This is a genomic window from Sphingomonas oligophenolica (assembly GCF_039522915.1).
Classification (GTDB): Bacteria; Pseudomonadota; Alphaproteobacteria; order Sphingomonadales; family Sphingomonadaceae; genus Sphingomonas; species Sphingomonas oligophenolica.
In genome coordinates this window covers 1-13,628 of record NZ_BAAAEH010000063.1, presented here as the reverse complement: position 1 = coordinate 13,628, position 13,628 = coordinate 1, and the positions used below count along the sequence as shown (strand labels likewise).

At 64.5% G+C, this 13,628-nt stretch carries 8 protein-coding genes and 1 pseudogene; 4 read left to right on the top strand and 5 right to left on the bottom strand.

All coding sequences use genetic code 11. From position 1 onward, the window contains the following. Nucleotides 1-33: 33 nt before the first annotated feature. Together betA and betB are read right to left on the bottom strand one after the other, a co-directional pair. Complete coding sequence (gene betA / locus ABD050_RS27445) at nucleotides 34-1,689, bottom strand: choline dehydrogenase (RefSeq protein WP_343892762.1); 1,656 nt, start codon at nucleotides 1,687-1,689, stop codon at nucleotides 34-36. A gap of 11 nt (nucleotides 1,690-1,700) precedes the next feature. After that, entirely contained in the window at nucleotides 1,701-3,728 is a 2,028-nt protein-coding gene (gene betB, locus ABD050_RS27440; protein WP_343892761.1) for a betaine-aldehyde dehydrogenase, read from the bottom strand. A 155-nt stretch (nucleotides 3,729-3,883) separates the two neighbouring features. On the opposite strand from betB, the gene choW reads away from it, so the two are divergent. Together choW and choV are read left to right on the top strand one after the other, a co-directional pair. Then, a complete protein-coding gene (gene choW, locus ABD050_RS27435) occupies nucleotides 3,884-5,689 on the top strand; it encodes a choline ABC transporter permease subunit (protein WP_343892760.1) in 1,806 nt (601 codons plus the stop codon). After that, on the top strand, nucleotides 5,686-6,885 hold the full coding sequence (choV, locus tag ABD050_RS27430; protein WP_343892759.1) for a choline ABC transporter ATP-binding protein: 1,200 nt from the start codon (nucleotides 5,686-5,688) through the stop codon (nucleotides 6,883-6,885). The genes choW and choV overlap by 4 nt, the downstream gene beginning before the upstream one ends. 3 nt (nucleotides 6,886-6,888) lie before the next feature. Here the strand turns inward: choV and betC are convergent, their stop codons facing one another. Continuing rightward, a complete protein-coding gene (gene betC / locus ABD050_RS27425) occupies nucleotides 6,889-8,415 on the bottom strand; it encodes a choline-sulfatase (protein WP_343892758.1) in 1,527 nt (508 codons plus the stop codon). A 226-nt stretch (nucleotides 8,416-8,641) separates the two neighbouring features. Between betC and eat the strand changes: the two genes are divergently transcribed. Next, nucleotides 8,642-9,994 carry an ethanolamine permease gene (gene eat / locus ABD050_RS27420; protein ID WP_343892757.1) on the top strand — a complete coding sequence of 451 codons (1,353 nt, stop codon included), beginning with the start codon at nucleotides 8,642-8,644 and terminating at the stop codon, nucleotides 9,992-9,994. Nucleotides 9,995-10,416: 422 nt separating this feature from the next. Continuing rightward, a complete protein-coding gene (locus ABD050_RS27415) occupies nucleotides 10,417-12,660 on the top strand; it encodes a TonB-dependent receptor (protein WP_343892756.1) in 2,244 nt (747 codons plus the stop codon). A gap of 240 nt (nucleotides 12,661-12,900) precedes the next feature. Here ABD050_RS27415 and ABD050_RS27410 read toward each other — a convergent pair whose 3' ends face one another. Together ABD050_RS27410 and ABD050_RS27405 are read right to left on the bottom strand one after the other, a co-directional pair. Continuing rightward, nucleotides 12,901-12,984 (bottom strand): SEC-C metal-binding domain-containing protein, encoded by an 84-nt coding sequence (locus ABD050_RS27410; RefSeq protein ID WP_343892776.1) that lies wholly within the window; start codon nucleotides 12,982-12,984, stop codon nucleotides 12,901-12,903. A gap of 105 nt (nucleotides 12,985-13,089) precedes the next feature. Beyond that, nucleotides 13,090-13,467, bottom strand: a pseudogene (locus ABD050_RS27405) (UPF0149 family protein); the annotation flags it as partial. Nucleotides 13,468-13,628: the final 161 nt, after the last annotated feature.

Here is a 13,628-nt window from a genome sequence, read left to right as displayed (position 1 = left end):
CCCCATTGCCCTGGCCTCCGGTCGACGCGCCGCTCAGCGCTGAGCGGTCTTCCAGTTTGGCGCCACATAAAAGGGTGCGTTCGAGGCTGAAGCCAGCGGCCGTCCGAGGATATGGTCAGCTGCCTTTTCGCCGATCATGATCGTCGGCGCGTTGAGGTTGCCGGTGGTGAGCGAGGGCATCACCGACGAATCGACCACCCGCAGCCCGGTCACCCCGCGCACCCGCAGCTCGACATCGACCACCGCCATCGGATCGGTGTCGCTGCCGATCTTGCAGGTGCAGGAAGGGTGATAGGCACTCTCGACCTTGTCGCGTACAAAGGCGTCGATCTGCTCGTCGGTCACGACCTCGGCGCCGGGCTGGATCTCGCGGCCAGCAAAAGGAGCAAAGGCGGGCTCGGCGAAGATCTCGCGGGTGAGCCGCACGCAGGCGCGCATCTCCTCCCAGTCATCGGGGTGGCTCATATAGTTGAAGCGGATCACCGGTTTGTCACGCGGATCCGGCGAGGCAAGGCGGACATAGCCGCGGCTCTTCGAGCGCATCGGCCCGACATGCGCCTGAAAACCGTGCCCGTCCGCCATAGAGCGGCCGTCATAGGTGACGGCGAGCGGCAGGAAATGGAATTGAATGTCGGGATAGGGGATGCCGGCGCGGCTGCGGATGAAACCGCAGCTCTCGAAGTGGTTGGTCGCGCCAAGCCCGTCCTTGCGCAGCAGCCAGCGTGCTCCGATCGCGAGCTTCGCGAGCGGGTTCATCGAGGAATAGAGCGTGATCGGCTGGGTGCATTCCATCTGGAAATAGAATTCGAGATGATCCTGCAGATTCTCGCCGACCCCGGGCAGATCATGGACGATGTCGATGCCATGTGACCGGAGCTCGGCCGCCGGCCCTACGCCCGAGAGCTTGAGCAGTTGCGGCGAGTTGATCGGGCCGCCCGACAGGATCACTTCGCGCCGAGCAGTCACCTGATGCTCGGTGCCGCCCTGGCGATAGGCGATGCCGACCGCGCGCTTGCCCTTCCACAGGACGCGGGTGGCGAGCGCATGCGTTTCCACGCTGAGGTTTGGCCGTGCCATCGCCGGCTTCAGATAGGCGTTGGCCGCGCTCCAGCGGCGACCGCGATGGACGGTCATGTCCATGCGCCCAAAGCCCTCTTGTTGCGGGCCGTTGACGTCCTCGGTCAGCGGATAGCCCGCCTGCTTCGCCGCATCGAGGAAGGCGGTGTAGAGCGGGTTCTTCAGTCGGCCATAGCGGGTGTGGAGCGCGCCCTCGGCGCCGCGGTAGGAATCGCCGCCTTCGTCGCGCGTCTCCGCGCGGCGGAAATAGGGGAGGACCTGGGCATATCCCCAGCCACGCGCGCCCTCGGCTTCCCAGCGTTCGAAATCCATTGGGTTGCCGCGGATATAGACCAGTCCGTTGATCGACGATGAGCCGCCGAGCACCTTGCCGCGCGGGATATGCATATGGCGGCCGCCGAGATGGGGTTCGGGCTCGGTCTCATATTGCCAATTATATTTTGCCTTGTTCATCGGGATCGAGAGTGCGCTCGGCATCTGGATGAAGACTGATTTGTCCGAACCGCCAAATTCGAGCACCAGAACAGTGTTGCGGCCATCCTCGCTCAGCCGGTCGGCCAGCACGCAGCCCGCCGAGCCGGCGCCGACGATGATATAGTCGAATTCCTGCATCGATTGTTCGGTCAGTAAGGGCAGTCGATATCGGCAAGCGCGACATAGACACTTTTGAGCTGCGTATAATGTTCGATCGCGGCGAGGCCATTCTCGCGGCCGAGACCCGACGCCTTCGTGCCCCCGAACGGCATTTCCACGGGCGTGATATTATACTGGTTGATCCAGCAGGTGCCGGCCTGGAGCTGGGCGATGACGCGGTGGGCCCGCGCAAGGTCGCTGGTAAAGACCGCCGCTGCCAGCCCGAATTCGGTGGCGTTGGCGCGGGCGATCACTTCGTGCTCGTCGTCAAAGGCAAGCACGGTCATGACCGGGCCGAACACCTCGTCGCGGACAATCGCTGGCCGGTCGTCGGCAGCCTCGAAGATGGTCGGCTCGACATAATAGCCCTTCGCCAGAGCGCCTTCGGTGCGACGCTGGCCGCCCGCGACGAGCCGCACCCCCGCATGCCGGGCGCGCGCGATGTGCGCGAGCACCGACTCCATCTGCACCTCGGAAACGAGCGGTCCGATCTGCGTGTCGGGATCGAGCGGATCGCCGATGCGGAGCGCCGCCGTGCGCGCGACCAGCCTGTCGAGAAACGGCTTCAGGATCGAACGATGGACGAACACGCGGGTGCCGTTCGAGCAGACCTGGCCACTCGAATAGAAATTGGCGAGCATCGCGCCCGATACCGCATTGTCGAGCGCTGCATCCTCGAACACGATCAAGGGCGATTTGCCGCCGAGTTCGAGCGTCACCGCCTTCAGCCTGCGCGCGGCATCGGTCATCACCGCCTTGCCGGTTTCGACCGATCCGGTCAGCGAAATCTTGGCCACGTCGCGGTGGGAGGTCAGCGCCCGGCCGGTTTCGCCATAGCCCTGCACGACCTGGAACAGGCCCTCGGGCAGGCCCGCCTCGAGGAAGATCTTCTCCAGTTCGATCGCGGTCAGCGGGGTCTGCTCCGCCGGCTTGAAGATCATCGCATTGCCGCAGGCAAGCGCTGGCGCTGCCTTCCAGCAGGCGATCTGCAGCGGGTAATTCCACGCGCCGATCCCCGCGACGACGCCGAGCGGCTCGCGCCTCGTATAGCCGAACGCCCCGGCACCGAGGTCGAGATGCTGCCCGGCGATCGTTGCGGCGACGCCGGCATAATATTCGAGGCAATCGGCCCCCGAGAGCACATCGACGGCGATGGTTTCCTGGATCGGCTTGCCGGTGTTGCGGGTCTCGAGTTCAGCGAGCGCGTCGTTGCGCGCGCGCAGGATATCGGCGGCGCGGCGCAGCACCCGGCCGCGCTCGACCGGCGCGCGGGCCGCCCAGTCGCGTTGTGCTGTCTTGGCCAGCGCGACCGCGGAATCGACAGCGGCAGGGGTTGTGACGGGAATTCGGGCGAGGATCTCACCGGTCGCGGGGTTGACCGGGCTGACCAGATGGCGCGTGCCGATATTCGACGTCGGCGCCGAGGGCCGCGTATTGAGGTGATTGTCGACGAACGAGGTGAGCAGCGCACGCGCCGTCTCGCTGTCCGTCTCGGTCCATCCCGACAAGGCACCGCGCAGCCACACGCCGTCGATCATCGCCGCGATCATCGCGGCGAGCTTGGCGGTTTCTTCGGCGGGCACGAGCTGACGCAACGCGTGGCGCAGATTGGACAGCATGCGGCGCTGATAGACGTGCTGGATGCGGCCAAGCGGTGGCGCGTGCAGCACCTGGCCCCAAAAGGCGAGCCAGGCGGCGCTGGTCCGCTGGTCGAACTCCTCAAGCGCGAGGTTTGCGTCGATCACTGCCTGCAGACGCGCGCGGGGACCATCGGCCTCGAGCAGTCGCACGATGAGGTTGTCGCGCAGCCGCGATGACAGCGACCGGAAGGCCGCCTCGAGCAACCCGCTCTTGTCGCCGAAATAATGCGCGACCAGCCCGGCGGAAACCCCGGCGCGGCCGGCGATTTCGGCGAGCGTCGTCCCGACGAACCCGACCTCGGCCAGGCTGTCGATCGTCATGTCGATCAACTGGCGGGGCCGTCCGTCTTCATTCGAACCGATAATGGGAGCAGCCACCGGGCTTGCCACAGTCTTCTCCTGAACCATCGTTCAATCGCGCGACCCGCCTCTATGATCAAGGCTAATCCGGGCCGATCGCACACCAGTTTCTTATTCTACTTGCACATTGTTTGAACATTTAGTCAACTCACGCGCCATGGTTGACCTGGGGAATGTTGATGCCGATACGGTTCGCCAAATGGGCCCTGAGCAGCCTGATGGGGCTGTTCCTGTCCCTGCCCGCCGCGGCGGCCCCGGCTGACCCGGCGGCATGCCGCCAGGTGCGGTTCGCCGATGTCGGCTGGGCCGACGTGACCGCGACGACTGCGGTCGCCTCACAGGTGCTGGGCGGCCTCGGATACGATCCCAAGATCACCGTCCTCTCCGTCCCCGTCACCTTCAACGCGATGCGCAACCGCGATATCGATGTCTTTCTAGGCAACTGGATGCCGATGCAGGACGCGGATCGCAAGCCCTACCTCGCCGATCGCTCGATCGAGGTGGTGCGCTCCAACCTGACCGACGCGCGCTACACGCTGGCGGTGCCGGCCTATCTCTACGACGCCGGACTCAGGGATTTCGCCTCGATCGCAAGGTTCGCAGGGCCGCTGGGAGCCAAGATCTACGGGATCGAATCGGGCAATGACGGCAATCGGCTCGTGCTCGGCATGATTCACAAGAATCAGTTCGGGTTGGGCGGTTTCACCCTGGTCGAGAGCAGCGAGCAGGGCATGTTGGCCGAGGTCGAGCGCGCGGTACGCGAGAAGCAGCCGATCGTCTTTCTCGGCTGGCAACCGCATCCAATGAATAACCGTTTTGCCATGCGCTATCTCTCGGGCGGCGATGCGGTGTTCGGTCCCAATTTCGGCGGCGCGGTCGTCTATACCAATGTGCGGGCCGGCTTCCTGCAGCAATGCCCCAATGTGGCGCGCTTCCTCAGGAACCTCGCCTTCGCGGTAGAGGACGAGAATGCGCTGATGGCGGCGGGCACCGGCAAGGGCGATCCTACTACCGCAGCGCGAGACTGGCTGCGCACGCATCCTGACAAGCTGCGATCCTGGCTCGCGGGTGTCCACGCGCTTGATGGCGGCGCGGCCGAGCCGGCGGTGCGCGCGGCGCTCGCTCCGCCGGCGCGCGGCAATGTCTTCACGGAGAACAAGATTCCGGTCGGGCCGTGGATGAACGACCTGGTAGAGCATATCAAGGCGCACCGCGCCGTGTTCGGGCTGATCACCACAATGGTCGGTGCTTCGGTCAACGCGCTCACCGCCGCCCTCAGCGCGATCCCGCCCCTGCTCTTCGTCGCCTTCATGGCCGGGCTCGCTTATTATCTGCGCCGTTCGATCGCCTTGACCATCTTCGTCGCGCTCGCCCTGCTGTTCATCATGAACCAGGGCTATTGGGCGGCGACGATGGAAACCTTGTCGCTGGTGGTGTTCGCCGCGGCGGTATCGACGATGATCGGGGTGCCGATCGGGATCTGGGCGGGGCATCGCCCGCGCGCCTATGATGCGCTGCGCCCGGTGCTCGATCTGATGCAAACCCTGCCGACCTTCGTCTATCTGATCCCGACCCTGGTGCTGTTCGGGCTCGGCGTCGTGCCGGGGCTGATCTCGACCGTGATCTTCGCCTTGCCCGCGCCGATCCGCCTGACCCAGCTCGGCATCGCCTCGGTGCCGCTGCCCTTGCTCGAGGCGGGCAAATCCTTCGGCGCGACTCGCTGGCAGCTGTTGACCAAAGTCGAGCTGCCCGCCGCCGCGCAATCGATCGTCGCCGGTATCACCCAGTGCATCATGCTCAGCCTGTCGATGGTCGTCATCGCCGCGCTGGTCGGGGCGGGCGGGCTCGGCGTGCCGGTGGTGCGGGCGCTCAACACGGTGCAGGTCGGCATGGGCTTCGAAGCCGGCTTCGCGATCGTGCTGCTCGCGATCATCCTTGACCGCATGACGCGAACCGACGTCAAGGGAGGCCCGGCATGACCGTCGCGCTCGAGTTCCGCCAGGTCGACATCCTGTTCTGCTCAGGCCATGGCAAGCGCCGCGAGGCTGGGCTCGCCGCCGCGCTCAAGCGGCTCGACGCGGGAGCTGACCGCGCCGAGATCGCGAAGGATACGGGTACCGTCGTCGGCGTCGCGGGCGCCAATCTGGTGGTCGAGCAGGGCAAGATATCTGTTCTGATGGGCCTGTCCGGGTCGGGCAAGTCGACGCTGCTGCGTGCCGCCAATGGGCTCAACCCGGTGTCGCGCGGGCAGGTGCTGGTGCGCGACGGGGATGGCGCGCGCGATATCGCGACGTGCGACGAGGCGATGCTGCGCCATATCCGGCGGCACCGGGTCGCGATGGTGTTCCAGCAATTCGCGCTGCTGCCATGGCGCACGGTGCGCGAGAATGTCGCGTTCGGGCTCGAGCTGCGCGGCATGCCGCGCGCGGAAATTACCGCGATCGTCGATGAACGACTCGCGCTGGTCGGGCTCGATAGCTGGGCCGATCGCTATGCGAGCGAGCTGTCGGGCGGCATGCAGCAGCGGGTCGGGCTGGCCCGCGCCTTCGCAACCGATGCCGATATCCTGCTGATGGACGAACCCTTCTCGGCGCTCGACCCGATGATCCGCGCGAAGCTGCAGGACGAATTGCTGAGCCTGCAGGAAAAGGTGCAGAAGACGATCCTGTTCGTCAGCCATGATCTCGATGAGGCGGTCAAGCTCGGTGACCAGGTCAGCGTGCTCGAAGGCGGGCGGATCATCCAAACCGGTACCCCGGAGGACATCGTGCTGCGTCCCGCGACCCCCTATGTCGCCGAATTCGTCCGGCACATGAACCCGCTCAACGTGATGACCGGCGCCTCGGTGATGCGGCACGCCGCATCGTTGATGGTTGCGGATGGCGGCGTGCTGCTCGACGCGGAGGGCCATTACCGGCTCGATGAAACGGGGCTTGAGCTGACCTGCAAGGGTGAGCGGCACGAGGTTGTGCGGATCGATGACCCGGACGCGCACGGCGCGTTCCCGGACGGCGTCATCGCCTGTCCGTCGACCGTGTCGGTGCGCACGCTGATCCGCCTGTGTGCCGAATCGCACCACCCCGTGCTGCTCATGGAAGGCAGCGCTGTCGTCGGCGTGTGCATGGGCCAGGATATCCTGCGCGCGCTGGGCGGTGGAGGGCAGGCGGTCGCGTGAGACCTATTCGCCGCGCACGCGCGGGAACCGCGCCGCGGCCTCCAGATCCTCAAGATCCATATGGCCGCGCACATATTCCTGCGACGCATCCCGGCGCGGCTGGAAATCCCAGGCGGCTCGAATGCCTTTCGCGGTCGCCGCGGCGACAAGGCGCCGCCGCTTCTGGCTCGCCAGCACCTCGGCATGGAGCGCATCGAGATTCCAGCGCGCGTCCACCTCGCCGTGAAACGCCTCAAGCCTCTCGGAATGCTCCGGCGCGGTCGCGAGATTGACCAGTTCGTCGGGGTCGTTCGACAGGTCATAAAGCTGGTCGGGATCGACAGGCGAATGGACGAATTTCCACGGCCCGCGGCGGATCATCACGATCGGCGCGATCGCGCCTTCGCCGAGATATTCGCCGATCACCTCGTCGCGCCCCGCCTCGCCGGTCAGGTGCGGCACCAGGCTCTCGCCGTCGAGCGGCCCGGCGAGATCGGCCGGAATGCCACCCCCCGCTAGCTCGACAAGGGTTGGCAGCAGGTCGACCAGCGAGACGCTTGCCGCGACCCGCGCCGGGGCGAAGCGACCGGGCGCGCTCACAATCATCGGGATGCGTGCGCCGCCCTCGAAGAAATTCATCTTGTACCAGAGGCCGCGCTCGCCGAGCATCTCGCCATGATCGCCGATCAGCAGGACGATCGTGTCCTCGGCAAGCCCGGTCTCGCCGAGCGCATCGAGCACTGTGCCGATCTGGTCGTCGACAAAGCTGATCGCGCCAAAATAAGCCCGCCGCGCGGCGCGGATCTGGTCCTCGCTGACGGCATCGAGATCGAGCCCGGTGACGTGGCGCAGCCGAAGCGAATGCGGGTCCTGCGCCTCGGCCGGGATCATCACCCTGGGCGCGGCGATGTCGTCATCGTCGTACAGGTCCCAATATTGTTTCGGGATTGCGAACGGATCATGGGGATGGGTGAGCGACATCACCATGAAGAAGGGCCGCTCGTCCTTGCCCCGCGCGATTTCGAACAGCTTGCGCCGCGTGACGAAGGTGACTTCCTCATCATAGTCGAGCTGGTTGGTGCGCACGCAGGGGCCGGCGCTCAGCACTGAGTCCATCGAATGATACCAGCTCGGTCGTTCGTCGAAGCGCGTCCAGTCAGGCGTCCAGCCGAAATCGGCGGGATAGATGTCAGTGGTCAGCCGCTCCTCGAAGCCATGGAGTTGATCAGGCCCGACGAAATGCATCTTGCCGGCCAGGATCGTGCGATAGCCCTGGTAGCGCAGATGATGCGCGATCGTCGGGCGGTCGGCGGGGAATTCGCAGGCATTGTCGTAGGCGCCGATCCGCGACGGCAGCTGCCCCGCCATGAACGAGAAGCGCGACGGTGCACACAGCGGGCTGTTGCAATAGGCGGACTCGAACACGATTCCGGTGTTCGCCAGCCGCTCGATATTCGGCGCCTTGACGCGCCCATGGCCATAAACCGGCAGCGCGCTCGGCGCCATCTGATCGGCCATCAGGATCAGGATGTTCGGGGCAGCCTTCGCCATGATCGGATCCTCGAGTGAGCGCGTGGCTGGGGGTTTGGCGGTCGGTGCCGGAGGTGTGAAGATGCGTATCGGTTATGCCGGCCATTAGAAGCGCTTTTGTCGCGGCTTCGCAACGAGGCCGCTTCCACTCGCGTCATTATGCAAGCAATATGACAGTCAGTGCCTGCGCGTTCAGTCGTGCAAGAAGCCGGTGGAGAGTCTTCGCGTTTTCGACAGGGGGACCATCGTGCAGGACCATCGGGACGTCACGCTCGCCAAGACTCTGAACGTGTTCCATCTGTGGGGCATCGCCGTCGGGCTCGTGATCTCGGGCGAATATTTCGGCTGGAGCTATGGCTGGGGGCAGGCGGGGACGCTGGGTTTCCTGATCACGACGGTGCTGATCGCGCTGCTCTACGTCGCCTTCATCTTCAGCTTTACCGAATTGACGACGGCGATCCCGCAGGCAGGAGGGCCTTTCGCGTACAGCTATCGTGCGTTCGGGCGCGTCGGCGGCGCGATTGCCGGGTTCGCGACGCTGATCGAGTTCGTGTTCGCGCCGCCGGCGATTGCGCTGGCGATCGGGGCCTATCTCCATGTCCAGTTCCCCGGGCTCGAGCCCAAGCATGCCGCGCTCGGCGCCTATGTCATATTCGTGCTGCTCAATATCATCGGCGTACGGATCGCCGCGACCTTCGAGCTGTTCGTGACCCTGCTCGCGGTCGGCGAGCTGCTGGTATTCATGGGGGTGGTCGTGCCGGCTTTCAGCTGGGCGAACTTCGCGGCGGGCGGCTGGTCCGGGCAGTCACATTTCACGCTGGGCTCGATTGGCGGGATGTTCGCGGCGATCCCGTTTGCGATCTGGTTCTTCCTCGCGATTGAAGGCGTGGCGATGGCGGCCGAGGAAGCGCGCGAGCCGCGCCGGACGATCCCGATCGCCTATATCACCGGTATCCTGACGCTGACGGCGCTTGCCTTCGGGGTGATGATCTTCGCCGGCGGTGCAGGCGACTGGAAAGCGCTTTCCAACATCAATGATCCCTTGCCGCAGGCAATGCGCGGGGTGGTCGGCACGTCGAGCGGCTGGCTGCACATGCTGGTGTGGCTCGGGCTGTTCGGGCTGATCGCCTCGTTCCACGGCATCATCATGGGTTATGCGCGGCAGATCTTCGCGCTCTCGCGGGCGGGGTTCCTGCCCCTTGTCTTCGCGCGGCTGCATCCGCGGTTCCGCACGCCGGACGTCGCCACGGTCGCAGGCGGGCTGATCGGCGTGGCGGCGATCTACAGCGACAGCCTTGTCGCGATAGCGGGCCAGTCGCTGACTGCGAGCATCGTGACCATGTCGGTGTTCGGCGCGCTGGTGATGTACCTCATGAGCATGGCCAGCCTGTTCCGCCTGCGCCGCACCGAGCCCGGGCTCGACCGGCCGTTCCGGGCACCGCTCTATCCGTTCGCGCCCGGCTTTGCCCTGGTGATGGCGGTCGTCGCGCTGGCGGCGATGGTCTATTATAATTTCGAGCTCTTCCTCGTCTTCGCTGCGCTGATGGCGATCCTGGTTACGGTTGCCGTGTTTGCCGGGAAGGCCCGATCGCCCGCCTGAGGTGATGACCACGCGGTCCCCGTCTGCGTTGGACAGGTCCGTGCGATATTCCGCACAATTGGGAATATCAGCGCCCCGCATGACTTTCCCGACGCGCTGGCCTGATTCAATCGCCGGTCGCGGTGCGCGGCGCCCCGATCGAAAATCCGAGCAGTAGCGGTGTTTTCACGAGCGAAAGGGAAAACCGCCATCCACCATTCGCCTGCGACTCTTGAATGACTATTTAGCTGGACCCTCTGTACGGAAATGTTACGTTACCGAGACGAGCGATTCTTCGCGACAGACGGGGCGCTCACAAGGGCAGAGAGCAAGCGAGCGCGGCGTTAAAGGAGGATTCAATGGGACAAGGTCGGACGGCAGTTCGTGCAATATTGCTGGTGGGTGCATCGCTTGCCGCGGTGCCGATTGCGCCAACCACGGCCATGGCACAGTCGACATCCCCCGCCACTGACCAACCCGCCGATATCGTCGTCACGGCGCAGCGCCGTGAACAGCGCCTGCAGGATGTCGGCATCGCGATCACCGCGTTGCCGGGCACTGAACTCAGACAGCTCAACATCGCCAATGCCACCGATCTCACACGTGCGGTGCCGACGCTCAAGATGAACGCCTATTCCTCAGCGCAGGTGGTGTTCAACATCCGCGGCGTTTCGCAGAATGATTATGGCGATCAGCAGGAGCCGCCGGTCGCGGTCTATCAGGACGACAGCTATTCGAGCTCGATCAACCTGGCGAGCTTCCCGACCTTCGATCTTGGCCGAGTCGAGGTGCTGCGCGGGCCGCAGGGCACCTTGTTCGGCCGCAACGCCACTGGCGGCGCTGTCCAGTTCATCTCGAACCAGCCGAGTAAGGATTTCGGCGGCTATGCCTCGGTCACGGTTGGCAGCTACGGCCAGCTGATCACCGAGGGCGCAATCACCGGCCCGATCACCGATACGCTGCAATTCCGGCTGGCGGGCATCCGCGATCGCGACAAGGGCTATATCGAGAATATCAATCCGGGCATGCCGGCGCGCGGCGCGAACAACCATTGGGCGTTGCGCGGGATCCTCGCCTGGCAGCCGACGCCGACTCTCTCGGCAAAGCTGACCCTGCGCTATATGCGCGCGCCGAAGGAGCGCCAGGCCGGCCTCTATTCGCTGGTGGCAAGCTGCCCCAACGCGCAATTTCAGGGCGAGGTGCTCGCGCCGAACGACAGTTGTGCCTATTGGGGCTCAGGCCCGGGCGAGACGGGCGCGGGCTATCGCAACGATGCGATCAACCCCGCGCGCGGCGGCGATCCGTACAAGACCGCGGCGACCGACCCCAGTTATGTCGACCGGAAGGTGTTCGGCGCGACCTTGCGGGTCGAGGCGAACCTGGCCGCCGGGCTCGATCTGGTCTCGATCACTGATTACCAGCATGGTGATAAATTCTATGTCGAGGACGGCGATTCCTCGCCCGCCGACGGCGTGTTCTTCTACCAGGGCTCGAAGCTCGACCAGGGCTCCGAGGAGGTCCGGCTGCAGGCGCATCTCGGCGCGAACGAGCTGACCGTCGGCGCCTACGGCCTGATCGTCGACGGCCATTATACCGGCAAATATGCCGATCTCTTCTACGGCTATGATCCGCTCGTCGCCTTCTCGCAAAAGACCACCTCCTTCGCCTTTTTCGCGCAGGACGAATGGAAATTGAGCGACAAGATCAAGCTGATCGGTGGCCTGCGCTACTGGCATGATTCGCGCCGCGGCAGCTACTTTGGGTCGGAGCCGAGCACCGGCGTCTCGATCACCTTCAACCCGAGCCAGGTCTCGTACGGGTCATTCGGCGTCACCCAACCCTCGACTGGCGTCCTGACCACGCCCGCCAACGCGACCCCCACCTTCAGCGGCGTCACCGCGCGCGCGGAAATCGATTACAAGCCGATCGACCAGGTATTGCTCTATGCCAGTTACAATCGCGGATCGAAGAGTGGCGGCTTCACCTTCTCGACCGGCACGCCGTTCCCCGGCTTCGAGGTCGCCACGCTGAACGGCATTCCCTACAGGCCCGAAGTCCTCGACGCCTATGAGATTGGCGCGAAGACGACCTTGATGCCCGGTACGACGCTCAACGTTGCCGCCTTCTATTATGATTATCATGATTATCAGGCCTTTGCCCAATATGGCGCTGTGCAGACGGTGGTGAACCTGCCTGCCAAGTCGGAAGGGATCGAGGCTGAACTCGCGACCCGGCCGGTGCGCGGGCTGACGCTGCAGCTGAGCGGCTCGGTGCTCCACACTGAAGTCCATAATGTCGAATTGCCTGATCTGGCCTCGTTCGTGACTCATAATCTGCCCCAGGCGCCGGGCTTTTCGGGCAATGCGCTCGTGCGCTACGAGTTCGCTCTGGCCGGTGGCAAGGCCTCGCTCCAGGCGGATTTCCAGCATTCGGACAAATTCTGCTTTACCGTGCTGTGCGCGCCGGTCGAGCGGGAAGGGGCCTATAACGTCGCCAATGCCAGGATCGGCTATGCTGGTCCGAACGACACCTGGGAGATCGCTGCGTTCGTGAACAACATCTTCGCCGAGAAATATCGTGTCTATGGTTATGACAACACCCTGTTCGACGGCACCGTCGCCGGTGTCTACGCAAAGCCGCGCACCTGGGGCGTAACGGGGGTGGTCCATTTCGGCGCCGCGCGGTGAGGGATGGGTCGACGAGCATGTCCCAGCCGTCGCAGCAGTGATCACCGATCGTCACAAGGATTGCCGCGTACTTTGGCCTTGAGGGGCAAAGAGCGCTTCTGAGATCCTCCGAGACAAAAAAGTTTTGCGGGCAAGTGCTCCCTACGGCGTTACCTCGCGAAATTGCGACGCGAAATTCATTCGCCTGGGAGCGACATAAATTATGTAAGCGCCGACGGAACCCGGCCTTGATTTTCGCGGTCAGTTGGCGCCGCAGCAGCGCTTAAACTTCTGGCCTGAGCCGCAAGGGCATGGAGCGTTTCGTCCTACCTTGGTGGCTTTCATGGAAGTGAGCGCACGAGCATTACCCTCGCGCATGAGAGCCAGTTTTCGCATGCCGACGAGCGCGCGTGGCATAAGAGCAGCGTGCTCGTCGCGGAGTTCATCAGCGTCCTCACGCTCCTCAATGTCTTCGAGCATATCCATGAAGCCGACGAAGAGGCCGATGAACGAGGCCGTGCGCTCATCCTGAGCCAGATCCGCCCAGTATTCCGGATCGAGCCGCATGGCCTTCCAGAACCCGCGGACCCAGATCCTGACCTTGTCATGGTCAGCCTTCTTGCCGATTTAGCTAAAGCCGGGCCGGAAGGCCGGCCAACCTTTCTGAAGTTCGGTCTCGATCGTCTTGCGCCGTGCCAGGGCGCTGACAAGAGCGGTGTGCAGCCGGCGCTCGTCAGTGAAGTCAGGGATTTGCTTCCACAGCCCTGCAACCCATTGCTCGGCATCGAGATCCGGCGTCACCAATATTCCGGTGAGATAGCCATCCATCTCCAGCGGAGGCAGCAGGTCAGGATCTAGGTCAGGGTGGGCCAGGATCGACGCTGAGAGCTTGAGGGCCATCGCCAGCGCCCCCAGAAGGTGACGCAGTGTTGCTTTCCACACCGGCGCACCGCCGGCGCGCGCGCCGATGCCGCCCAGCAGCGCGAGAA